Annotated in this window: 20 protein-coding genes, 1 tRNA gene and 1 pseudogene; 4 read left to right on the forward strand and 18 right to left on the reverse strand. The window is 68.9% G+C overall.

Features of this window, described 5'->3' with window-relative positions:
• Positions 1 to 98 precede the first annotated feature (98 nt).
• The 7 genes and pseudogenes from ACWEKR_RS26865 to ACWEKR_RS26895 form a co-directional block, all read right to left on the reverse strand.
• Complete coding sequence (locus ACWEKR_RS26865) at positions 99 to 1,775, reverse strand: DUF885 domain-containing protein (RefSeq protein ID WP_452356826.1); 1,677 nt, start codon at positions 1,773 to 1,775, stop codon at positions 99 to 101.
• 68 nt (positions 1,776 to 1,843) lie between these two features.
• Complete coding sequence (locus tag ACWEKR_RS26870) at positions 1,844 to 2,539, reverse strand: ABC transporter ATP-binding protein (RefSeq protein WP_236567148.1); 696 nt, start codon at positions 2,537 to 2,539, stop codon at positions 1,844 to 1,846.
• Positions 2,540 to 2,641: 102 nt separating this feature from the next.
• Positions 2,642 to 3,664, reverse strand: a pseudogene (locus tag ACWEKR_RS26875) (ABC transporter ATP-binding protein); the annotation flags it as partial.
• A complete protein-coding gene (locus ACWEKR_RS26880) occupies positions 3,661 to 5,079 on the reverse strand; it encodes a branched-chain amino acid ABC transporter permease (RefSeq protein ID WP_452356827.1) in 1,419 nt (472 codons plus the stop codon). The pseudogene ACWEKR_RS26875 and the gene ACWEKR_RS26880, both read right to left, overlap by 4 nt.
• The gene (locus ACWEKR_RS26885; RefSeq protein ID WP_159845756.1) at positions 5,076 to 6,113 is read right to left on the reverse strand and encodes a branched-chain amino acid ABC transporter permease; all 1,038 of its coding nucleotides are present in this window, start codon (positions 6,111 to 6,113) and stop codon (positions 5,076 to 5,078) included. Before ACWEKR_RS26885 ends, ACWEKR_RS26880 begins: the two co-directional genes overlap by 4 nt.
• A 93-nt stretch (positions 6,114 to 6,206) precedes the next feature.
• On the reverse strand, positions 6,207 to 7,448 hold the full coding sequence (locus tag ACWEKR_RS26890; protein ID WP_452356828.1) for a branched-chain amino acid ABC transporter substrate-binding protein: 1,242 nt from the start codon (positions 7,446 to 7,448) through the stop codon (positions 6,207 to 6,209).
• Positions 7,449 to 7,636: 188 nt separating this feature from the next.
• On the reverse strand, positions 7,637 to 8,254 hold the full coding sequence (locus ACWEKR_RS26895; protein WP_195087817.1) for an ANTAR domain-containing response regulator: 618 nt from the start codon (positions 8,252 to 8,254) through the stop codon (positions 7,637 to 7,639).
• Positions 8,255 to 8,479: 225 nt separating this feature from the next.
• Here ACWEKR_RS26895 and ACWEKR_RS26900 point away from each other — a divergent pair.
• From ACWEKR_RS26900 to ACWEKR_RS26915, 4 genes are all read left to right on the forward strand, one after another.
• Positions 8,480 to 8,563 (forward strand) — tRNA-Leu (locus tag ACWEKR_RS26900).
• Positions 8,564 to 9,075: 512 nt separating this feature from the next.
• Positions 9,076 to 9,588: a monooxygenase family protein gene (locus ACWEKR_RS26905; RefSeq protein ID WP_195087815.1), complete on the forward strand. Its 513-nt coding sequence runs from the start codon at positions 9,076 to 9,078 to the stop codon at positions 9,586 to 9,588.
• Between the two features lie 243 nt (positions 9,589 to 9,831).
• Complete coding sequence (locus ACWEKR_RS26910) at positions 9,832 to 10,452, forward strand: arsenate reductase/protein-tyrosine-phosphatase family protein (RefSeq protein ID WP_452356829.1); 621 nt, start codon at positions 9,832 to 9,834, stop codon at positions 10,450 to 10,452.
• A gap of 237 nt (positions 10,453 to 10,689) precedes the next feature.
• Positions 10,690 to 11,028, forward strand: coding sequence for a hypothetical protein (locus ACWEKR_RS26915; protein ID WP_324198269.1), 339 nt, complete (start codon positions 10,690 to 10,692; stop codon positions 11,026 to 11,028).
• An 18-nt stretch (positions 11,029 to 11,046) separates the two neighbouring features.
• Here the strand turns inward: ACWEKR_RS26915 and ACWEKR_RS26920 are convergent, their stop codons facing one another.
• The 11 genes from ACWEKR_RS26920 to ACWEKR_RS26970 form a co-directional block, all read right to left on the reverse strand.
• Positions 11,047 to 11,859: an acyl-CoA thioesterase gene (locus ACWEKR_RS26920; RefSeq protein ID WP_228830105.1), complete on the reverse strand. Its 813-nt coding sequence runs from the start codon at positions 11,857 to 11,859 to the stop codon at positions 11,047 to 11,049.
• Between the two features lie 95 nt (positions 11,860 to 11,954).
• Positions 11,955 to 13,373 (reverse strand): pyruvate kinase, encoded by a 1,419-nt coding sequence (pyk, locus tag ACWEKR_RS26925; protein ID WP_195087809.1) that lies wholly within the window; start codon positions 13,371 to 13,373, stop codon positions 11,955 to 11,957.
• Positions 13,374 to 13,476: 103 nt separating this feature from the next.
• Positions 13,477 to 14,145 (reverse strand): amino acid ABC transporter permease, encoded by a 669-nt coding sequence (locus tag ACWEKR_RS26930; protein ID WP_452356830.1) that lies wholly within the window; start codon positions 14,143 to 14,145, stop codon positions 13,477 to 13,479.
• 11 nt (positions 14,146 to 14,156) lie between these two features.
• Entirely contained in the window at positions 14,157 to 14,909 is a 753-nt protein-coding gene (locus ACWEKR_RS26935; protein ID WP_452356831.1) for an amino acid ABC transporter substrate-binding protein, read from the reverse strand.
• A 186-nt stretch (positions 14,910 to 15,095) separates the two neighbouring features.
• Positions 15,096 to 15,590, reverse strand: a complete 495-nt coding sequence (locus tag ACWEKR_RS26940; protein ID WP_452356832.1) for a TM2 domain-containing protein — start codon at positions 15,588 to 15,590, stop codon at positions 15,096 to 15,098.
• Between the two features lie 253 nt (positions 15,591 to 15,843).
• The gene (gene lgt, locus ACWEKR_RS26945) at positions 15,844 to 16,998 is read right to left on the reverse strand and encodes a prolipoprotein diacylglyceryl transferase (protein WP_452356833.1); all 1,155 of its coding nucleotides are present in this window, start codon (positions 16,996 to 16,998) and stop codon (positions 15,844 to 15,846) included.
• Positions 16,999 to 17,193: 195 nt separating this feature from the next.
• Positions 17,194 to 17,994, reverse strand: coding sequence for a tryptophan synthase subunit alpha (trpA, locus tag ACWEKR_RS26950; RefSeq protein WP_452356834.1), 801 nt, complete (start codon positions 17,992 to 17,994; stop codon positions 17,194 to 17,196).
• On the reverse strand, positions 17,991 to 19,256 hold the full coding sequence (trpB, locus tag ACWEKR_RS26955) for a tryptophan synthase subunit beta (protein ID WP_452356835.1): 1,266 nt from the start codon (positions 19,254 to 19,256) through the stop codon (positions 17,991 to 17,993). The genes trpA and trpB overlap by 4 nt, the downstream gene beginning before the upstream one ends.
• The gene (gene trpC / locus ACWEKR_RS26960) at positions 19,253 to 20,071 is read right to left on the reverse strand and encodes an indole-3-glycerol phosphate synthase TrpC (protein ID WP_040777193.1); all 819 of its coding nucleotides are present in this window, start codon (positions 20,069 to 20,071) and stop codon (positions 19,253 to 19,255) included. The genes trpB and trpC overlap by 4 nt, the downstream gene beginning before the upstream one ends.
• Positions 20,072 to 20,254: 183 nt before the next feature.
• Positions 20,255 to 20,974, reverse strand: a complete 720-nt coding sequence (locus tag ACWEKR_RS26965; protein ID WP_452356836.1) for a TIGR02234 family membrane protein — start codon at positions 20,972 to 20,974, stop codon at positions 20,255 to 20,257.
• 95 nt (positions 20,975 to 21,069) lie between these two features.
• Positions 21,070 to 22,629, reverse strand: a complete 1,560-nt coding sequence (locus ACWEKR_RS26970; protein ID WP_452356837.1) for an anthranilate synthase component I — start codon at positions 22,627 to 22,629, stop codon at positions 21,070 to 21,072.
• Between the last annotated feature and the right edge of the window lie 108 nt (positions 22,630 to 22,737).

A 22,737-nucleotide genomic window follows, 5' to 3' on the forward strand; every position in this document is an offset into this window, starting at 1 on the left:
GGCACCGACACGGCGATACGCCGACACCCGGCAGCCGCGCGCCGCCAGGTACCGGTGCTCCGGTTCGTGCGGCGCGGATGTCCGCCGCGTCCTCGGCGTCAGAGCGTGGCGACCAGTTCTCGCAACACGGGCAGGCTCACCGACCCGGAACCGAGCACCACGTCGTGGAAGGCCTTGATGTCGAAGGCCGCGCCGAGCCGCTCGGTGGTCGCGACCCGTTGGCGCAGGATCTCCAGCTGACCGATCTTGTAGCCGACCGCCTGGCCCGGCATCGCGATGTAACGGTCCACCTCCACGGTGATCTCGGCCAGGCCGACCGGCGCGTTGGCCACCATGAAGTCGATCGCCTGCTGCCTGCTCCATCCCTTCGCGTGCAGGCCGGTGTCGACCACCAGGCGGCAGGAGCGCCAGGAGTCCCCGGCCAGCATGCCGAGCCGGCCGAGATCGTCCTCGTACAAACCCATCTCGTCGGCCAGCCGCTCGGTGTAGAGCGCCCATCCCTCGACGAAGGCGGTGTTGGCGAAGGACTGGCGCTGGAAGCGCGGCAAGTGGTCGAGCTCGTTGGCGATGGTCAGCTGCAGATGGTGGCCGGGAATCGCCTCGTGATAGGCCACCGACGCGGTCTCGAAGCGGCCGCGGCCGGTGGGATGGTGCTGGTTGACGAAATACGTGCCCGGCCGGGAACCGTCGGCCGCGGGCGGGAAGTAATACGCCGCGGGCGAATCGGCGGCCAGGAACTCGGGCACCGGCACGATGTCGCAGGACTCCTTCGGCAGGCGCCCGAACCAGTTCCCCATCTCGGCGGTGGCCAGGGCCAGCGCCCGGCGGGCGTCGAACATGATCTGCTCGGCGTCGTCGTAGCACAGCGCGGGGTCCTCGCGCAGCCGGGCGAAGATCTCGCCGAGATCGGCGGTGCCGAACAGGCGCGCGCCCACCGTCGCGTATTCCTCGCGCAGCTTCGCCAGTTCCGCGAGACCCAGGTCGTGGATCGCGTCGGCGCCGAGCTCGGGCAGCGTCGTGTGATGGCGCAGCAGCCGCCGGTAGATGTCCTCGCCGTCGGCGCCGAGCCAGCACAGACCAGGCCGGTCGTCGGGACGGGCGGCGGGCAGCAGTTCGTCGTAGAGGGCGTCTCGGTAGACCTGGAACGCGGGCCGGATGACATCCCGCGCCACGTCGGCCAATTCGGCGCGCCACGCGGCCTCACCATCCCAGCCCTCCGGCCCGGGGAAGGTGACGAAGGGGTCGGCGGCGATGTCCGAGTCCAAGTAGCCGTCCAATTGGTTGAGCGAGCGTTCGATGGTGATCCGCGCCGGCGGGCGGCCCGCGGCGAGTCCGGCCCGGAAGCGTTCCACGGCCTGGCCGAGCATGTCGCCGAACTGCCGGTAGCGACGCACCAGCGCCAGCGCGTGCTGCGGCTGCGGCGCGTTCGTCTGCGGCGCGACCATCAGCACTCCCGCGTGCACCCCGTTCATCTGATCGGAGGCCAGTTCCACCGGCCGCCATTCCAAGTGCGCCACCGCGCCGCTCAACTCGGTGCGCAACAAGCTGCGGGTGATGCGGTCGGCCGGGCTCAATCGCTGCGCGTCGAGCGCGTCCACCGCGCGCAGCAGCTCGCGCCAGGTCGACAGCAACCGCTGCTCGGCGTCGACGGACAGATCCTCGATCCGATCGTCGAAGCGGCGGTCGCCGAGCAAGGTCGCCTCGCTCGGCGCCGCCTCGAGCACCGCGTCCCAGTACCGCTCGGCCAGGCTCATCAGCTCGTCGTGACCATCCATGGTCACGATCATGCCTCGAGCCGGGCCGCGCGGCACCGGAGCAGACACGCCCGCGGGGGTGAAGCCGCCTAACCCACGCCGAGATACGCCGACTTCACCGCGGGATCGGTGAGCAGTTCCGCGCCGCGACCGGTTTTGGTGACCTCCCCGGTTTCCATGATGTAGGCGCGGTCGCTGCGGGCCAGCGCTTGCTGGGCGTTCTGTTCCACCAGCAGCACCGTGGTGCCCTGCCGGTTGATCTCGCCGATGATCCGGAAGATCTGCTGGATCACCATGGGCGCCAACCCCATCGACGGCTCGTCCAGCAGCAGCAGCCGCGGCCGCGCCATCAGCGCGCGGGCGATGGCGAGCATCTGCTGCTCACCGCCGGACAGCGTGCCGCCGACCTGCTTGCGCCGCTCCAGCAACCGGGGGAAGAGCTCGAAGACCCACTCCAGCGTCCGCTCGTACTCGGCCTTCTGCTGGAAACCCCGGCCGTAGCAGCCCATGTCGAGGTTCTCCTGCACCGTCATGCCGGGGAACACGCCCCGGCCCTCCGGCGCCTGGATCAGCCCGTGCGTCACCCGCTCGTGCGCCTTCATCCGGGTGATGTCACGGCCCTCGAACATGATCCGGCCGCGGGTCAGCGGCAGCAGTCCGGACATCGCGCGCATCGTGGTCGTCTTGCCCGCGCCGTTGGCCCCCAGCAGGGTGACCAGCTCGCCCTCGGCGACGGTCAGCGAAATCCCGTGCAGCGCCTGGATTCTGCCGTAGTTGACGACCATGTCCTCGACTTCGAGCAGCGGGGCCGCGCCACCGCCTGCGGGCTCGCGCGCCGCCTCCGGCACCGGCTGGGTGACCGCCGGCTTGCCGGGCGGCACAGCGGCGGATTCCGGCTCCGGCGGGGTGACGTCGCGGGTCTCGCCGTCTCCGGTTGCGCTGCTCGCGGATTCGCTCACCTCGTGGTCCGGCACGCCGAGGTACGCCGCGATCACCGCGGGGTTGTCCCGGATGTCCGCGGGCAACCCGTCGGCGATCTTGCGGCCGAACTCGAGCACCACGATGCGGTCGGTCACGCCCATGACCAGACGCATGTCGTGCTCGATCAGCAGCACGGTGAAGCCGTCGTCGCGGATCTTGCGGATCAGGTCCATGAGCGCGGACTTCTCGCTCGGATTGAACCCGGCCGCGGGCTCGTCCAGACACAGCAGCTTCGGCTCGGTGGCCAGCGCGCGGGCGATCTCCAGACGACGCTGGTCGCCGTAGGACAGATTGCGCGCCTTCTCCACCGCGCGTGGGGCGATGCCGACGAACTCCAGCAGCGCCATGCCGCGCTCGATGGCGTCGCGTTCCTCGCGCCGATGCCGCGGCGTCCGGAACACCGCGCCCGGCACCGAGGTCTTGTGCCGTGCGTCCGTGCCGACCACGACGTTCTCCAGCGCGGTCATCTCGCCGAAGAGCCGTACGTTCTGGAACGTGCGCGCGATGCCGAGGCGGGTGATCGCGTTGCGCTTGGTCTTGGTCAGCGGCTTGCCGTCGAAGTACACCAGGCCTGCGGCGGGCTGGTAGACGCCGGTGATCGCGTTGAAGCAGGTGGTCTTGCCCGCGCCGTTGGGTCCGATGAGGCCGAGGATCTCGCCGCGGCGGATCTCGAAACTCACCTGGTCCAAGGCGGTGAGACCGCCGAACCGCACGGTGAGGCCCTCGGTGCGCAACAGCGGCTCGCCCACCGCGGTCTCGATATCGCGGTGCGGAGCGACCACTTCCGCGACGGTCTCGGCGTCGGCGAGGTCCGGGATCACCTGGGTGACGTCGACCGTGCCCGCGGACTCGACCTGCGGTTCGGCCGCGTAGCCCGCGGCCATGTCCTCGTTGTCGAACAGCGCGTCACCCGCGCCAGGCCCGGTCATCGGCCCGCTCCGATCGGCTCGGCCGCGGCGGGTCTGCGCACGGCCTGATACACCTGCCTGCCGTAGGTGAGCAGCTTCTGCCGCACCGGGAACAGACCCTGCGGACGCAGAATCATCATCACCACCAACGCGATACCGAAGTACAGATATTTGAGGTCGCCCAGCGACTGCGCGCCACCCTTGCGGAACAACAGCACGCTGCCGAGCAGCAGCAGCGCCAGCACGCCGGTCACCACCATGCCGGTGATCACACCGCGGCGCGGCCACACGCCCAGCCGGGCGGCCCACAGCCGCCAGACGACGATCAGCGCGACGAACGCCGCCACGTCGATCACCAGCAGGACGTAGCCGGTCGACTCGTTGCTCACCAGGTTCACCGATTGCAGCCGAGCGGGCAGATAGGCGACGACGAACGCGCCGAAGATCACGCCGAGTTTGTTGCCCTGCCCGCCGATGACCACCGCGCACAGGAACAGCATCGAGTTGATGATGTTGAAGCCGGTGGGATTGATGAACTGCACCTGCCCGGCGTAGATCGCGCCGGACATGCCGCCCACCGCGGCGCCGATCATGAACGCCCACAGCTTGAACTTGAACGTCGGCACGCCCATGATCTCGGCCGCGTCCTCGTCCTCGCGGATGGCCACCCAGGCGCGGCCGACCCGGCTGCGCTCCAGATTCCCGACCACCAGCAGCACGACGACCACCAGCGCCATGCCGAACCAGTACCAGTAGGTGCCGTAGCTGGCGCGGTCGAGAAGGTTGGCGCTGTCCGGGTCACCGCTGTTGCCGCCGGAGAACACGCCCTCCGGTCTGCTCGCGGATTCGCCCACGTGCGGGTAGGCGACACCCGACAGGCCGAGGCTGCCGTTGGTGATCTCGGTGAGGTTCTCGGCGAGCAGCCGGACGATCTCGCCGAAGCCGAGCGTCACGATCGCCAGGTAGTCGCCGCGCAGACGCAGCGTCGGCGACCCGAGGATCAGGCCCGACACCGCGGTCACCGCGACCGCGATCGGCAGGCAAGCCAGCCAGGCCCACTTCGGGTCGAGCCAGCCGCCGTCGGTCTGGTTCCACGGGCTGTTGGGGCTGGTGAGCAGGCCGACGGTGTAGGCGCCGACCGCGTAGAAACCGACGTAGCCGAGGTCGAGCAGGCCCGCCTGGCCGACCACCACGTTGAGGCCGATGGCCAGCAGCGCGTACATCGCCACCTGCGCCATCACCAGGCCGAAATTGTAGGAAGGAGTGTTCAGCAGCGGCGGCGGGAACAGCGGAAGCAGCGCGAGCAGCAGGAGGATCGGGACGCCGACGCCCCACTGCGCGGGGCGGCTCAGGCCGTCCCACCAGGTGCGGATCGCGTCGCCGAGGCCGCGGCGCGCGGTGTCCGGCGCGGACGCCGTCTTGGTCGTGTCGGTCATGCCCGCGCCCTTCCGAGACTCTCGCCGAGGATGCCCGTCGGACGCACCATCAGCACCAGGACCAGCACCACGAACGCGACCACGTCACGCCACTCGGTGCCGAACAGGATCTGGCCGTACTGCTCCACCACGCCCAGCACCAGTCCGCCCAGCAGTGCGCCGCGCAGGTTGCCGATGCCACCGAGCACCGCGGCGCTGAACGCCTTGATACCGAGGATGAAGCCGCCGGAGTAGATGATCCCGTTCGGGATCTTCAGCGTGTACAGCATCGCCGCCGCGCCCGCGAGCACACCGCCGATGAGGAAGGTCAGCATGATGACCCGCTCCCGCGAGACGCCCATCAGCGTCGCGGTGTCGGGATCCTGCGCCACGGCGCGGATGCCGCGCCCGAACTTCGTCCGGTTGATCAGCAGTTCGGTGACGATCGCCAGCACCACCGCCGCGATCACGATGAGCAGCATGATGTTGGTGACGTCCGCGCCGCCGAAACTGAACTGCACGGTGGGCTCGACGAGCCGGATGGCCTGCTGGGCGTTGGTGCCGCCGAGGTCGGGGCGGATCTTCGGCAGCACGAAGTGCACCAGCTCCTGGAGCACGAACGACATGCCGATCGCGGTGATCAGGAAGGCCAGCGGCTTGGCGCCCCGCTTGCGCAGCGGTCGATAGGCCACCCGCTCCAAGCCGACGGCCGCGCCGCCGGATACCGCCATGCCCACGACCATCGCCAAACCCAGATAGACGACGGTGAGCACCACGCCCTGGGTGTAGACATCGGGACTGGCGACGAATCCGAAGATCATCAGGCCGATCAATTGCCCGAACAACCCGAGCATGAAAATTTCCGAATGGGCGAAATTGATCAGCCGCAATACGCCGTACACCAAGGTGTAGCCCACGGCGACCAAGGCATAGATGGCGCCGTAGGTCACGCCGTCCACGGTCAGTCGCCAGAAACTATCGATCAGCCCCTCGTAGTTGAAGTCGATCGAACCGGCCGCGAGTTGTATGCCACCGGCCAATGCCGTTTGTTTCATTTATTTCCGCCCTCATCCATTCGCCCACCGAACAACGGCACGTACGGGGATTCGGATGAACCCCCGTACGTGCCGTGCGCCCGGAATCCGGGACTACTTGACCTCGTACACCCAGATCAGCGCGTTCGACAGCTCGCCGTTCGGGTTCCACTTGTACTGACGCGCGAGGCCGGCACCGTCGTACGTCCGCACATAGTCGAGCAGGTCGGGGCGGGTCACCTTGCCGCCGTCGATGCCCTTGGCCAGGATCGTGGTGAGGTCGTAGGCCTCGACCGAGTAGACCCCGGGCGCTTGGCCGTTGAGCGCCTCGTAGTCCTTGGCGAACTTCTCCGGCGCGGGACCGCACGGGCAGGACAGCTTCGCTCCCTTGGCCGCGCTGCCCGCCTGCGAGACGAACTGCGGGTCGTTGGTGCCGTCGGCGGAGACGAAAACCGCCTTCACGCCACCGGACTTCAACTGCTGGGCCAGCGGCGCGGCCTCGGAGTAGTAGCCGGAGTAGAAGATGGCGTCCGGATTCGCGGCCGCCACCTTGGTGACCGTGGCGGAGAAGTCCTTGTCGCCCTTTTTGATGCTGGCGGCGCACGCCGGGTCGGCGGCGGCGCCCAGACCCTCCGTGATGGACTTCGCCAGGCCGGTGCCGTAGTCGGTGTTGTCCTGGATGACGCAGACCTTCTTGTAGCCCGCGCTGTTGACCAGGTACTTCGCCACCGAGGGGCCCTGCACGTCGTCGTTGGCCAGACCTCGGAAGAAGGTGGTCCAGCCGTTCTGGGTCAGCGTCGCGTTGGTCGCCGAGGAGGTGACCGAGACCAGGCCCGCGTCGCTGAGGATCTTGCCGGTCGCCTTCGTCTCCCCGGAGAAGGCGGGACCCACCAGGCCGATGATCGAACGATCGTTGACGATCTGCGGGATCACCTGAGTGGCCTTCTGCGGATCACCCTCGGTGTCGAACTGCTTGAGCTCGATCTTGCATCCGGGGTTGGCCTTGTTGTGCTTGTCGAGGGCGAGCTTGACGCCGTTGACGATGTTGATGCCGAGCGCGGCGTCGGGACCGGTCAGCGCGCCCGCCATCGCGACCGCCGTGCCCGGCGCGCAGGTCGCCTTGCCGTCGCCCGCGGGATCGGCAGCCGTGGCCGCGTCGGCCTTCGGCACTTCCTTGCCCTGCTGGTCGACCTGCAGGAGCGGCTGGATGGACAGGCCACCCGCCCCGTTGGTGCCCGAGGAATCCGAACTGCTGCTGGTGGATTTGTCGCTACAACCGGTCAGGACCAGCGCGGCGGCGGCGCCGACGGCCAGAACAGCTCGCGTCGAGCGACTGCGCCATGTCGAACTAAGCACGTTTCACCTCATCTAAGTTCTGTGCTCCCCCGGGGTCGCCGAGGAGGCCGACTCACATCAGCCCGGTCAGAACATAGCGTCGGTACGTTAGTTCCGCATCACATTCGGATCATGCGCGCGACATCGTTTCGAATTCTTGTTCACGACGACGTTTCAGCTGCGTAAATTTTCTCGCGGCGCAGGCGCGATCACTTCGGCGTCAGGTTCTCCAGCACGACCTCGGCGACCGCCTTCATCGTCGTGCGGCGATCCATTGCGGTGCGTTGAATCCACTTGAATGCCTGCGGCTCCGAAAGGCCCTGCGTCTGCATCAGCACGCCCTTGGCCCGCTCGACCAGCTTGCGCGTCTCCAACCGCTCGGCGAGATTCGCGACCTCGCTCTCCAACGCCGTGATCTCGTGGAAGCGGCTGGCCGCCAATTCGATGGCAGGCACCAGATCCGATTTCGTGAACGGCTTCACCAGATAGGCCATCGCACCCGCGTCGCGCGCCCGCTCCACCAGGTCGCGCTGGCTGAACGCGGTCAGGATGACCACGGGGGCAACGCGTTTGGACGCGATCTCGGCCGCCGCGTCGATCCCGTCGCGGCGCGGCATCTTCACGTCCATGATGACCAGGTCCGGGCGGTGCTCGACGGCCAGATCCACCGCCTGCTGGCCGTCGCCCGCCTCACCGACCACCTGATAGCCCTCTTCGGTCAGCATCTCGACCAGATCCATGCGGATGAGCGCTTCGTCTTCGGCGACGACGACCCGCTTCGCCCCGGCTTCCCGCTTGGTGCCGGCGCCCCCAGCTGCTGTGCTCATAGGTAGACCCCTCTGGTTCCGATGCCCTGTACCCGACCCAACCAGAGGAAAGCCGCGCTCGCACGGCGCGACCGTCGGCCGTCCATCGGGCTGTCGAGTGATGTAAAGAGTACCTTTCACTTCGGCATAGAACGTATATACCCTGCGCAAACCGTGCTCCCGCGCCGTACGCACCCACCCATTCGCGTCCACGCCACCCGACCCGCTATAGTTGCCACCCGGTGCGCCGAGTTGGCGGAACTGGCAGACGCGACGGTCTCAAAAACCGTTGTCCGAAAGGACGTGTGGGTTCGAGTCCCACACTCGGCACTCGCTCTTGGGTGTCCCCTGCTCGCGGAGAGCGCTTGCGGGGGACGCTCGTTGTTTCTTCTGGGGGCGCAACCCCCAGACCCCGCTCGGCGGTGCTTCGCCCCCCGAACCCTCCCGGATACGTGGTTGCGTCAGGTAGGGATCGTGCGGTTCGGGTCTGGCCAGCTACCGCAGGCTTCGCGCAGGACTCCCGGGTCGAGCATGCGGTGCTTACGAGTGCGCTTTCGATCTCTCAGCGATGCCGCTTTCGCGCCGGTGCGCAGGGCTTCGCCTTCCTGTTCGGAGCCACCCGGATGTTACGGTCGATGGCGCGTTCTGTTCATAGTTTTCTTTCCGGAGCGGCTCTCCCGGAGCGCGGCTACTCGGCGCACGGACCGGGTCCCCGGGGACGGGCGGCCGATTGTCGGGGACAGGTCTCGGAGTAGTTCCGGTTCGTTTCCCTCGAACCGATTCGGTCGCTGGATCGTTATTCCGTATAGCGGCATTGGGTGGCCGGGGCAGCGAGGTATGCGATGAGGGTGAACAGGACCACCGTGGATCTGTCCGAGTATCCGGATCTGGTGGTCATCTATATCGGCATGCGGGTGCGGCGGCCGCGCGGGATGCTGCGACTGCTCGGACTCGGGCCGAAACTCTACCGTTCGCACAAGGATCGGCCGGACGGGTTGCTGCTGCACGAAGACCTCGTCTGGGCGCTGTTCCCGCCGCACTGGGGCGCACGGCAATACTGGCGCGATCTGGACAGCCTCGAAGCATGGACGCGGACCGCGCCGCACCGGGACTGGTGGCAGAAGTTCCTGCGCGACTCCGGGGGCACCGGGTTCTGGCACGAGGCCTACTTCGCCCGCGGCGGCATCGACGCCATGTACGACGACATGGACCCGGCGACCGGACTCGCGCGGTTCGCACCGGTCGTCGCCTCCCGCGGTCACCGGTTCTCCACCCGCGGTCGCGTCCAGGGCGGACCGGCCGGGATCGAACCCGTCGTGAGCGAATCCGTTTACTACCGTGGCGAATCCGAGTAGCCTGCCCGCCCGGTCATATCACGATGCAATCACAACGCAGCGTTTGAATGCGTGAGCCCCGGGGTACGGCCGAGAGAAGAAACGACCACCCCCCCCCCGAAGTGACCTACGTCGCAGACCGACGGCCGCAAGCGCCGCACTTCGTGTACGGCGCGCTACGAACAGATGAATATACTGTTCCCACATGTGGGACTAACGACTCGTACCCGTCTGATAGCCTCTGCGCCGTTTATCGTTATCGGTATGCACGTCCTGTTCGTCTGCAACGGCAACGTTTGCCGTTCGGTGATCGCCGAGCGGCTCACGCGCGCCCTCGCGGTCGAACACGATCTCCCCTACCTCACCGCCGACAGCGCCGGAACGCGTGCGCTGGTGGGATTTCCGGTCGAGCCGCTCGCCGCGCAGACCATCGCCGGACTCGGCGCCGACGCGGGCCACTTCCGGGCCCGGCGGCTGAAACCGGAGATGATCGACAAGGCCGACTTGGTGCTCACGATGACCGAGCAGATTCGCGAGCAAGTGATCGACTTGGCCTTCGGCGCCGGAGCGCGCACGTTCACACTGCTGGAGGCTCACCGCATCGCGCACGTCACCGGCGCGCGCACGGTCGCCGAATTGCACCGGGCGCGCAACGACCTGTCGCTGGTCGGCCGGGAGAACATCGCCGATCCGGTCGGGCTGTCGGCCCAGGCGTTCTGTGAAGTCGGCGACCGTATCGCCGAAGCGCTGGTGCCGCTGCTGCTGGCGTTGGCTCCGCACGAACAGCCGCGCTGGCCACACGACGAGCGCCGGGGACTGGTGATTCGCCCCGGCGGCGCGCCCGCACCGCTGGCGACCTTCCTCGCCGCCCAACGCACCCGCTGACCGCAGGCGACGCTCGCCCACGACAGCGCGCCCGGATCCATCGCGTATCAACCTGTTACCAACCGGCTGTGTTCTTTTCCGCGTCGGACGCACTAAACTCCCGCCGGACACCATTCCCGCCGTTGCTGGTTCGACACAGGACAGGAATCAGACATGCCGAAACGCATTTCGGATGTTTCGCTCCATGTTTATGTGACACCGGAAACCCTTGAACGCGTCGTCGATACCGTCCGTGCGGTGGTCGACGAACACCTCGCCGAGCGGGACGTGTTCGCCTGGCGCTTCACTTTGCCGGTCGACACCGACGACCCGGCCCACGCGGCGCTGCAAAGCCGCTGCCCCACGGATCCCCCTGGCGCTGTTGCGGACCGCGCGACCTACGAGATCGCGCTCAGTCTGGTCGGCGCACCCGACCAGCTCACCGACGACCACCTGGCCGAACTCGAACGCCGGCTGCTGCGGGCCGTCTCGAGGTTGGCGCGAACCGAGCCGGGACCCGGGATCCCGGTCTCGATCCGCGCATCGCAACGCACCCACGTCGATCTCGACATCGATCGCGACCTCGAACTGCTGTGAACCCCGGCGCGGCAACCCTCAGCGCCGCGCGGGGAAATGGCGGATGAGCCCCTCTTGCACCGTGGTGGCCAGCAGATCACCGCTGCGGGAGTAGAAGCGGCCGGTCGCCAGGCCACGGGAGCCCGCGGCCACCGGTGACTCGGTGCAGTACAGCGCCCACTCGTCGAAACGGAACGGGCGGTGGAACCAGATCGAGTGGTTGACCGTGGCCGCGACGATGCGGTCCAGACCCCACGACAGCCCGTGGGTGGTGATGATGGAGTCCAGCACCGTGGTGTCGGACGAGTAGCCCAGCGTCGCCACGTGGATCAGGGGGTCGTCGGGCAACCTGCCGTCCGCGCGCATCCACACGCGGTTGTGGTTGAGCCGTTCCCCCGTGCCCTTGAGAATCCACGCGGGATCGTTGGTGTAGCGCATGTCGATCGGATGCGGCGCCTTGACGAACATCTCCAGCTTGTCCTCCAAGCCTTCGAAGCTCTCCTCCACCCGCGGCAGCGTCTCCGGATCCGGCACCTCCGGCTGTGCGTGCGCGTGCTCGAGCCCCCTGCCCCAGTCCTGGAACGCGGCGAGCATGACGAACAGCTCCTGGCCGTCCTGGCTCGCGGTCACCGTCCGGTTGGCGAACGCGCGACCGTCGCGATGCCGGTCCACCCGGTACTCGATCGGCTTCTTCACGTCGCCGCCGCGCACGAAGTGCGCGTTGACCGCGTGTACGGGACGGTCACCGACCGTGCGGCCCGCCGCGATGATGGCCTGCGAGACGAGCTGGCCGCCGAAGGTTCGACTCCACACCTTCTCCGGGTGCTGACCGACGAATACGTCCTCGTCCATCTGCTCGAGATCGAGCAGGCCGAGCAGCACATCCAGATCGGAACGCTGCGTATCCGGCTCCGCGACGCCGACGGGGCTGCTCAGGGAAGCACTCACTAATGGTCCTCCTCACCGATTCGGTGCACGTGGATCAGGTTGGTGGAACCGACGGTACCGGGCGGCGACCCGGCCACGATGACCACCAGGTCACCCTTCTGGTATCGGTCCATCGACAGAAGTGCTACATCCACCTGGTGGATCATCGCGTCGGTGCTGTCCACGGTCGGCACGATGAAGGTCTCGGTGCCCCAGGTCAGCGCCAGCTGGCTGCGCACTTCCGGCAACGGGGTGAATGCCAGCAGCGGCAGCGGCGTGTGCAGCCGGGCCAGGCGGCGCACCGTGTCGCCCGACTGGGTGAACGCGACCAGCGCCTTGGCGTTGAGCCGCTCGCCGATGTCGCGGGCGGCGTAGGAGATCACGCCGCGCTTGGTGCGCGGCACGTGGGTCAGCGGCGGCACCCGGGTCGACTCGGTCTCCACCGCGTGCACGATGCGCGCCATCGTGCGCACCGTCTCGATGGGGTACTTGCCCACCGAGGTCTCACCCGACAGCATCACCGCGTCGGCGCCGTCGAGCACCGCGTTCGCGACGTCCGAGGCCTCGGCGCGAGTGGGACGGGAGTTGTCGATCATCGATTCCAGCATCTGCGTGGCGACGATGACCGGCTTGGCGTTCTCCCTGGCCATCTGGATGGCGCGTTTCTGCACGATCGGCACCTGCTCGAGCGGCAGCTCGACACCGAGGTCGCCGCGCGCGACCATCACCGCGTCGAAGGCCAGGACCACGGCCTCGAGGTTGTCGATCGCCTCCGGCTTCTCCAGCTTGCCGATCACCGGCACCCGGCGGCCCACCCGGTCCATCACGTCGTGCACCAGCTCGACGTCGGACGGGGACCGCACGAACGACAGGGCGATGAAGTCCACGCCGAGCTTCAGCGCGAACTCCAGGTCCTCGATGTCCTTCTCCGACAGGGCGGGAACCGACACATCCATGCCGGGCAGCGACACGCCTTTGTTGTTGGATACCGGACCGCCCTCGGTGACCCGGCAGACCACGTCGTTGCCTTCGACACGGGTGACGATCAGGCCGACCTTGCCGTCGTCGACCAGCAGCCGATCACCCGGCTTGGCGTCCTTGGCCAGCTCCTTGTAGGTGGTGGACACGCGGTCGTGGGTCCCGTCGATGTCGTCGACGGTGATGCGGACCTCTTCACCCGTCGCCCAGACGGTTTTGCCTTCCAGGAAGCGGCCGAGGCGGATCTTGGGACCCTGCAGGTCGGCGAGAATGCCGACAGCCCGGCCGAGGTGGTCGGCGGCCTGACGCACCTTCTTGTAGTTCTCGGCATGGTCGGCGTGCTCGCCGTGGCTGAAGTTCAGCCGAGCCACGTCCATACCGCTCTCGACGAGTTCGCGGATACGGTCCTCGGTGGCAGTGGCCGGCCCGAGCGTGCACACAATCTTCGTCCGTCGCATCACGAGTAGAGCCTAGTCCCGCCCGGTGTGCAGGTCCCGCCGTGGCCACGGTGAATCCTTGGTGAAAAAAATGAACGACAGCTCCGTCGCAGGTACAAACGGGTAGTTATCGGGCGACATGACGGGCCAACCTCGTTTCCAGCCGGGTCTGCCCGAAGCCGAGGATCAGGCAGATCACCCAGTAATACAACGCCGCCACTCCATAGAGCGCGAAGAAGTCGAACGTGGGAGCGGCCGCGAGCTGGGCGACGCGCAGCAGCTCGGTCACCAGGATGGTGGAGGCCAGCGAGGTGTCCTTCACCAAGGAGATCAGCGTGTTGGACAGCGGCGGCACGGCGATCCGCGCGGCCTGCGGCAGGATGACCAGCCGTAGCATCATCGGGTACGACATGCCGAGCGCCTGCGCCGCCTCCCACTGCCCCGTCGCGACGCTGAGAATGGCCGCGCGCACCACTTCGGCCGCATACCCGCCGACATTGAGACTGAACGCGATCACCGCGGCGGGGAACGGGTCGATCACGATACCGAATTGCGGCAGCGCGTAGAAGACGATGAACAGCTGCACCAGCAACGGCGTGCCGCGAATGAGCGAGATGTAGAAGCGGGCGGCCGCCGACACCGGCCACATCGGCGACATCCTGGCCAGCGCGACGAACAGCGCGAGCGCCAGGCCGATCGCGAAGCTGATCGCGGTGAGCGGGAGCGTCTTGGTCACGGTGGCCTGCAGCATCGGCCACAGGTTGTGCCAGATGAGGTCCCGGGTGGCGGCGTCCATCAACGGTGTGGCTACCGGCTGACGTCGGTGCCGAAGTATTTCTCGGAGATCTTCGCCAAGGTGCCGTCGGCGCGTAACTGGTTCAGCGCGTTGTCCACGTCGGTGATCAGCGCGTCGCCCTTGCGCGCGGCGAACGCCTGTTTACTCACCGATCCGGTGCGCGCGGCGATCTTCACGCCGGTGTCGCCGGTCTTCTTGGTGTACTCCGCGACGGCGAGGTTGTCGTTGACGGTGGCGTCCACGCGGCCGTTCTTCAACAGCTGGATGGCCTGCACGAAGCCCTCCACGGCTTCGACTTTCGCGCCCGCGTCGGTGGCGACCTTGCTCCAGTTGCTGGTGGCCGACTGCGCGCAAGTCTTCCCGTTGAGATCGGCGAGGCCGGTGACGGCGTTGTTGTCGGCACGGGTGACGATCACGCCCGCCGACGTGGTGTAGGGCGCCGAGAGCGCGTATTTCGCCGTGCGCTCGTCGTTCACGGTCACCTGGTTGGCCACCAGATCGAAGCGCTTGGATTCCAGCCCTGCGAAGATGGCGTCCCACGGCGTCTGCACGAACTCGACCCGCTTGCCGAGTTTGTCGCCGACCGCCTGGATCACCTCGACGTCGTAGCCGGTGAGTTTGCCGTCGGAGCCCTGGAAGCTGAATGGCGCGTAGGTGCCCTCGGTGCCGACCTTCAACACGTTCGGGTCGCTGTCGCCGCACGCGCTCAGCCCGGTGGTGGCGAGGACGGCGAGCAAGGCCGCGGCGAACAATCTACGACGCACAGGATCCCTCTCTTCGGTGCGTGGAACTCCACACACGGCACGCGAATCGGTCATGCTACGCCCAGACTTACGCGAGCGACAGTATCGCGATCATGGTGCGCCGAAGGGTTGTGCTCGACGTCCGGCCCACGACGACCTGGAGGCGGGCACGCGCCGCGCCCGCCTCCAGGTACGGCCGACACCGCGTCAGTCGCGCAGCGGCCGGCCGTTGCTGTCGGGCACTTTGCCGGTGAGCATCAGGACTCCGTCGACGATGCCCCAGATCCAGCCGACGGTGAAGCAGGTGAGCACACTCACCACCAGCTGGGCGATGCCCAGACCGGTGTATCCGAGGTAGAAGCGGCCGACCCCGAAACTGCCGAGGAAGATCTGCAGCAGGCCCGCGACCAGTTTCTGCTTGTCCGACAGCGGCGCACCGAAGGGGTCACGGCCCCAGGGCGCCTCCGGGTCGTTGGGGTTGTAGCCCTGCGGGCCCGGGTACGGCGCGGGTGGGTAGCCGCCCGGCTGCTGACCGTAGGCGTCGACGGGCTGGCCGTACTGCGGCTGACCGTAGGGATCCGACGGCGGGCTGTACTGCGGCCCGCTCTGCGCCTCCAGTGGCTTGGTCAGGTCGGGTCCGGTGCCGGGCGGGCCGTACTGCGGGCCTCCAGCGCTCGGATTCTGCTGATAAGGGTCGGTCACTCATGTCCTCCTCATTAGTGCGGGCACCCTCTGTGTCGGCCCCCGGCCTTTCTGGACCGCCGAACCGCGCTCGCGACGATCAGGAGCCATTGTCACCGGGATCGACCGGCTTGTCGCCCCCGGAAGGTTCGGTCCTCCGCGTAGTTATCGCCGCCGATCGCTCGATCGTTGCCGCCGACGTGGATTCGTTGCCGACCGGACGCATCGCGAGGCGGGCCGAGTGCGCACGCGCACCCGGCCACGCCCCGGGCGATCAGTTCTTGTCCGAAGCCGTCTTTCCCGAATCCGCCGATTCCGAGGCGGTTTCGGAGGACTCGGCGGCAGGCTCGGCGGTCTCGTTCTCCCGTCGTCCTTCCGTCGGACGGGGTTCGGCCTGTGGCGCACTCTCCGACCCGACGGCAGCGGTCCCGCTCTCGGATCCGGCGGCCTCCGAGGGCTTCTCGGCCGGGGCCGCCCCGGCGGCGCGCAGCGCGCGGAGCTGCCACGGCCACGGCCGCGGGCTCGCGCCGGGCCGCAACTGCTCGGGCGTCTCGCGGCCTTTCGTCGCGAACAGGAAGTAGGCGATCGCGCAGAGGAACACGACGGCGGAGGTGAACGAATTGATCCGGATACCCGCGATCTTCGTCGCCTCGTCGGCGCGCATCAGTTCGACGAAGAACCGTCCGAAGCAGTAACCGGCGACGTACAACGCGAACAGGCGCCCGTGGCCGATCCGGAAACGCTTGTCCACGTACACCAGCAGCACGACGACGAGCAGGTTCCACACCAGCTCGTACAGGAACGTGGGGTGCACGACCTTCTCCACCACGCCGGTCGAGACGCCGTTCATCATGTCGAGCCGGCCGTCGTCGCCCACCCGCCGGTAGATCTCCAGGCCCCACGGCACGTCGGTCTCGCGCCCGTACAGCTCCTGGTTGAAGTAGTTGCCGAGTCTGCCGATGGCCTGCGCCAGCAGGATCGGCGGCGCGACGGCGTCGCCCAAGGCGGGCAACGGGATCTTGTACACCCGGCAGCCGATCCACGCCCCGACGCCGCCGAGGAGAACCGCGCCCCAGATGCCCAGTCCGCCTTGATAGATCTTCAGCGCGTCGACGGGATCGCCGTCCGCGCCGAAGTACTTCTGCCAGTCGGTGGCCACGTGATAGAGCCTGCCGCCGACCAGGCCGAACGGCACCGCGAACATCGCGACGTCCAGGATGGCGCCGGGCTGCCCGCCGCGGGCGCGCCAGCGCCGTTCGCCCCACCAGATCGCGACGATGATGCCGAGGATGATGCACAGCGCGTACGCCCGCAGCGGGAACGGCCCGAGCTGCCAGACGCCGCGCGCGGGGCTGGGAAGGTAGGCCAGCACGGCGCCGCTGACGCCGCCGTCGGCCAGGACACTGTCTGTGAGGACTCGTAACGTCACGGGGCCACCGTAGCGGAGACGCCCGCCCGCCTCGCCACCACCGCACCGCCCTTGTCGCGGGCGGGCCCGCTCATCCGGCGCGAGCGGCCGATCCCGGGTCGTCGTGGCACCGGGCGGGCTCATTACGGCGGCTGCCGATTCGCAGCACACCCGTGTCCGGTCCGGGGATCGGCGCGCGCCGCGCCGCAACGGTTGCTAGGACGCGACGGTCGCCGACCGCACGCCTTCGGCGAGTTCCGCCGTCAGCGCCCGCACCGCGTCCAGCCCCTGGCCCGCCGCGCTCACCAGCGCCGATCCGACGATGACGCCGTCGGCGTAGGACGCGATCTCGGCGGCCTGCGCCCCGGAGCGAACACCCAGCCCGACGCCGATCGGGATGTCGGAGTGGGCCCGGATTCGCGCGCACAGCGCGGGCGCGGCCGAGGACACGATGTCCCGAGCTCCGGTGACGCCCATGGTCGAGGCCGCGTAGACGAAGCCGCGGCTGGCCTCCAGCGTCTTCACCAGGCGCTCCTCGGTGGACGACGGCGCGACCAGGAAGATGCGATCGAGATTGTGCGTGGACGAGGCGACGAACCAGTCGTCGGCCTCCTCCGGGATCAGGTTCGGGGTGATGATGCCCGAACCGCCCGCGGCGGCCAGGTCCCGTGCGAAGGAATCCACGCCGTACTTGAGCACGGGGTTCCAGTAGCTCATCACGACGGCCTGGCCCCCGGCGCCGGTGATCGCCTCGACGACCGAGAACACGTCGCGCACCCGCACGCCGCCGCGCAGCGCCTGTTCGGCGGCTGCCTGAATGGTGGGGCCGTCCATCACGGGATCGGAGTAGGCGACGCCGACCTCGACGATGTCGCATCCGGCGTCGACCATGGCGCGCACGACCTCGATCGAACCGGCCAGATCGGGGTAGCCCGCGGGCAGGTAGCCGATCAGCGCCGCGCGGCCCTCGGCGCGGCAGGCGGCGAAGGTGTTCGCCAAGCGGGACTGCTGGCTCACCGGCCCTGCTCCTTCGGCTCGTCGAACAGCCCGAACCACCGCGCTGCCGTGTCCATGTCCTTGTCACCCCGGCCCGAGAGGTTCACCAGGATGGTCGCGCCCGGCCCGAGTTCCCTGCCCAATTGCAGCGCGCCCGCTACCGCGTGCGCCGACTCGATCGCCGGGATGATGCCCTCGCTGCGGCTGAGCAGCAGCAGTGCGTCCATCGCCTCGGCGTCGGTGATCGGCCGGTACTCGGCGCGGCCGACGTCCTTGAGATAGGCGTGCTCCGGACCGACGCCCGGATAGTCCAGGCCCGCCGAGATCGAGTGCGATTCGATGGTCTGGCCGTCCTCGTCCTGCAGCAGGTACGAGTAGGCGCCCTGGAACGCGCCCGGCGTCCCGCCGGTGAACGTGGCGGCGTGCCTGCCGGTGTCGACGCCGTCACCGGCCGCTTCGTAGCCGATCAGCCGGACGTCGGCGTCGTCGAGGAACGCGTGGAAGATGCCGATGGCGTTGGATCCACCGCCGACGCACGCGACCACGGCGTCGGGCAGCCGGCCGGTGGCGGCCTGGACCTGGGCGCGGGCCTCCATGCCGATGATCCGCTGGAAATCCCGCACCAGCATCGGGAACGGGTGCGGCCCCGCTGCGGTGCCGAAGCAGTAGTAGGTGTCGTCGGCGTTGGTCACCCAGTCGCGCAACGCCTCGTTGATGGCGTCTTTGAGCGTCTGGGAGCCGGAGGTCACCGAGATCACCTCGGCGCCGAGCAGGCGCATGCGCGCCACGTTCAGCGCCTGGCGCGCGGTGTCGACCGCGCCCATGTAGACGACGCAATCCAGGCCGAGCAGCGCGCACGCGGTCGCCGTGGCGACGCCGTGCTGGCCCGCGCCGGTCTCCGCGATCACCCGGGTCTTGCCCATCCGCTTGGCGAGCAGCGCCTGGCCCAGCACGTTGTTGATCTTGTGCGAGCCGGTGTGGTTCAAGTCCTCGCGCTTGAGCAGGATGCGGGCGCCGCCCGCGTGCTCGGCCAGGCGCGTGCACTCGAACACCGGCGACGGGCGCCCGGTGTAGTCACGCTGCAACCGGTCGAGTTCGTTGAGGAAAGACTCGTCGAGCCGGGACTTCTCGTACTCGGCGGTGACCTCTTCGATGACCGCCATCAGCGCCTCGGGGACGTGCCTGCCGCCGTAGACGCCGAAGTGCCCGCCCACGTCCGGCTCGTGGCCGCTGCGCTGGGCGACGCCGTCGCTGGCCTGCGGTACCGCCGCCACGCCGGTCACCGGCCCCGCCGCGCCGGCTTCGGGCAGGACGGGTGAGTGCCCGCGGTCACCAGCTCGGAGACCGCCGCGCGCGGGTCGCCACTGGTCACCAGTCCCTCGCCGACGAGCACGGCGTCCGCGCCCGCGCCCGCGTAGGCCAGCAGGTCGGCGGTGCCGCGGATGCCGGACTCGGCGATCCGGATGACCTCGGTGGGCAGGCCGGGCGCGATCCGCGCGAACACGTCGCGGTCGACCTCGAGCGTCTTGAGGTTGCGGGCGTTCACGCCGATCACCGACGCGCCCGCCTCCAGTGCGCGGTCGGCCTCCTCCTCGGTGTGCACCTCCACCAGCGCGGTCATGCCCAGCGACTCGGTGCGGTCGATCAGCGAGGACAGCACGTCCTGCTCCAGCGCCGCCACGATCAGCAGGATGACGTCCGCGCCGTGCGCGCGCGCCTCGTGGATCTGATACGGGCCGACGACGAAGTCCTTGCGCAGGATCGGGATGTTCACCGTGGCGCGGACCGCGTCCAGGTCGTCGAGCGACCCGTTGAAGCGGCGGCCCTCGGTGAGCACGCTGATGATCCGCGCGCCGCCGTCTTCGTAGGCCTTGGCCAGGCTCGCCGGGTCCGGGATGTCCGCGAGTTCACCCTTGGACGGGCTTGCCCGCTTGACCTCGGCGATCACGCCGATGCCGTCCTCGAGCAGCGCCGCGCGGGCGTCCAGCGGCGCGGGGGCCGCCGCGGCGGCCGCCTTGACCGCCTGGAAGTCGAGAAGGGCTTCCCGAGCGGCCACATCCGCGCGGACCCCGTCGAGAATCGAGTCGAGTACCGTCATCTGGCTCGAATCCTTTCTGGGGAGACGGACTTGCTACCTGAGAATCCCCCCAGGCGCTGTCTCACCGATGCTGACAAAGAATAAATGGACCTACCGGGCGCGTATGCGCCGGGGCTCGGGTTGAACCACGCGGAAGGGCTCCGCGCAAGGTGGCACCCGCCACACCCGCCGCGCGGGGACAGCTCAGCGGCCACGTCGGCCCGCCTCCCCGTGGTCGGGGTCCGCCGGCGGTTCGTGCCCGGCAGCGGGTTCGTCGGTCGGGTCGGTGCCTGCGTCCAGCGCATCCCACAGCACGCGCTCGGACAGCTGCGGAGCGGACGGGTCGTCCGCGCGCCGCTGCGTGACTTCCGCCGAGGCGGCGGCGCGCCGGAAGACCGGGTTGTCGTACTTGCCGGACAGCCGCGCCGACTCGGCGGGCATGCGGGCCAGCAGCGCGCCCGCGCCGAACGCGGCGATCGCGCCGAGCAGCGCGAGCACGGCCGGGAACGCCGACGTGGTCGCCGTCTCGACCTGGGCGCGCGCCGGGAGCTCGGCGAGCGTCGCGGCGCGTTCGGCCGTTTTGCCGGAATGGGTCAGCAGCGCGAACGCGGGCACCGCGGCCACCGCCGCGACCAACGCGATGAGCACGCCGACCACGCGGCGCAACCAGCCCTTGGTGGCCAGCACCGCCGCGATCGACGCGAGCAGCACCAGCGCCAGCGGGGTGAGCGCGCCGAACCAGACACCGCCGTCGAGGTGATCGGTGCGGGGCTGGGTGAGGCCGTCCGAGGAGGTGATCGTCACCCAGGTCATCCGGGACGACGCCCACAGCGCGGCGGCTGCGACGGCGAGCAACGCGACCGGCGCCACCGGGTGGTTGCGGCGGGACTCGGTCGCCTCGCCCGGTGCCTCCGTCGGCGTCACGGAGCCCTCCGCCGGCGCGGGTGGCTGCTGTGCCGCGTTCGTCTCCTGGACCGGTTCGCGCGCCCGGCCCGATTCGTCTTCGGGATGGGCAGCCGTCATAGCGCCCCGCCGTCCGCCGTATCCGGCTCCGCGCCGTAGGCGCGCACCGTTTCGGCCGCCGCCACCGCCTTCAGCACCGCCATCGCCTTGTTGCGCGATTCCACGTCCTCGTACTCCGGATCCGAATCCGCGACGACGCCCGCGCCCGCCTGCACGTAGGCCGTGCCGTCCTTCAGCAGCGCGGTGCGGATGGCGATCGCGGTATCGGCGTCACCGGCGAAGTCCAGGTAGCCGACGACGCCGCCGTAGATGCCGCGCCGAGTCGGCTCGAGCTCCTCGATCAGCTCCATCGCGCGCACCTTGGGCGCACCGGACAAGGTGCCCGCCGGGAAGCAGGCGCGCACCGCGTCCAGCGCGATACGGCCGGGCGCCAACCGGCCCGACACCGTCGACACCAGGTGCATGACATGGCTGTAGCGCTCGATGTGGCGGTACTCGGTGACCCGCACGCTGCCCGGCTCGCACACCCGGCCCAGGTCGTTGCGGCCGAGATCGACGAGCATGAGGTGCTCGGCGTTCTCCTTCTCGTCGGCGAGCAGGCCCTTCTCCAGCAGCAGGTCCTCCTCCTCGGTGCCGCCGCGCCAGCGGGTCCCCGCGATCGGATGGGTCGTCGCCACACCGTCTTTCACGGTGACCAGCGCTTCCGGGCTGGAGCCGACGATGGAGAACGCGGTGCCGCCCGCGCCGTCCGGGATGTGCAGCAGGTACATGTACGGGCTCGGATTGGACGCGCGCAGCATCCGGTACAGGTCGATCGGCGCCCCGTCGTAGTCCATCTCGAAACGCTGCGACAGCACCACCTGGAACGCCTCGCCCGCCTCGATCTCCTTCACCAGGCGGCGCACGCCCGCGCCGAACTCCTCGGTGGTGCGCCGGCGCCGGTACCGCGGCTCGGGCCGGTCGAACACCGACACGGTGGAATCCGCGGGCGCGCCGAGCGCGGCGGTCATCCGGTCCAGGCGGGCCACCGCGTCGTCGTAGGCTTCGTCGACCCGCTCGGCGGTGCCGTTCCAGTTCACCGCGTTGGCGATCAGCGTGATCGCGCCTTCGTGGTGGTCGAACGCGGCCAGATCGGTGGCCAGCAGCAGCACCATCTCCGGCAGTCGCAAGTCGTCGACCGCCAGGCTGGGCAACCGCTCTATCCGGCGCACCGCGTCGTAGCCGAGGTATCCGACCATGCCACCGGTCAGCGGTGGCAGCCCGGGCAGGCGCTCGGTGCGCAGCAACTCCAGCGTTTCGCGGAGGGCGCGCAGCGGATCGCCGCCCGAAGGCGCGTCGGCCGGGACGCTGCCCAGCCAGGCCGCCTCGCCGTCCACGACGGTCAGCGCCGACGGGCTGCCCGCGCCGATGAACGACCATCGCGACCACGACCGGCCGTTCTCCGCGGACTCGAACAGGAACGTGCCCGCCCGGTCCGCCGCGAGTTTGCGGTAGGCCGACAGCGGAGTCTCGGAGTCCGCCAAGACCTTTCGGGTCACCGGGACCACCCGGTGCTCCGCGGCCAGCTGATGGAACTGCTCGCGGGTCGTGGTGGTGGGAGTGGACGCGCCTGGCATGCACTCATCATCCCAGGCCGGGTCGGTCGGCCGGTGAGCGGTGCCGATGTCGCGACACCGGAGGCGACAAACCCGACAAATCAGGTCGACCGTCCGGTTCCCACGTGG

This window comes from Nocardia sp. NPDC004573 (genome assembly GCF_053602135.1).

Bases quoted from the DNA above. Each gene is read 5' to 3' on its own strand.
- ACWEKR_RS26865 (WP_452356826.1), bottom strand. From the start codon at position 1,775: ATGGATGGTCACGACGAGCTGATGAGCCTGGCCGAGCGGTACTGGGAC.
- ACWEKR_RS26870 (WP_236567148.1), bottom strand. From the start codon at position 2,539: ATGGTCGTCAACTACGGCAGAATCCAGGCGCTGCACGGGATTTCGCTG.
- ACWEKR_RS26880 (WP_452356827.1), bottom strand. From the start codon at position 5,079: ATGACCGACACGACCAAGACGGCGTCCGCGCCGGACACCGCGCGCCGC.
- ACWEKR_RS26885 (WP_159845756.1), bottom strand. From the start codon at position 6,113: ATGAAACAAACGGCATTGGCCGGTGGCATACAACTCGCGGCCGGTTCG.
- ACWEKR_RS26895 (WP_195087817.1), bottom strand. From the start codon at position 8,254: ATGAGCACAGCAGCTGGGGGCGCCGGCACCAAGCGGGAAGCCGGGGCG.
- ACWEKR_RS26905 (WP_195087815.1), top strand. From the start codon at position 9,076: ATGAGGGTGAACAGGACCACCGTGGATCTGTCCGAGTATCCGGATCTG.
- ACWEKR_RS26910 (WP_452356829.1), top strand. From the start codon at position 9,832: ATGCACGTCCTGTTCGTCTGCAACGGCAACGTTTGCCGTTCGGTGATC.
- ACWEKR_RS26920 (WP_228830105.1), bottom strand. From the start codon at position 11,859: ATGGACGAGGACGTATTCGTCGGTCAGCACCCGGAGAAGGTGTGGAGT.
- ACWEKR_RS26930 (WP_452356830.1), bottom strand. From the start codon at position 14,145: ATGGACGCCGCCACCCGGGACCTCATCTGGCACAACCTGTGGCCGATG.
- trpC (WP_040777193.1), bottom strand. From the start codon at position 20,071: ATGACGGTACTCGACTCGATTCTCGACGGGGTCCGCGCGGATGTGGCC.
- ACWEKR_RS26970 (WP_452356837.1), bottom strand. From the start codon at position 22,629: ATGCCAGGCGCGTCCACTCCCACCACCACGACCCGCGAGCAGTTCCAT.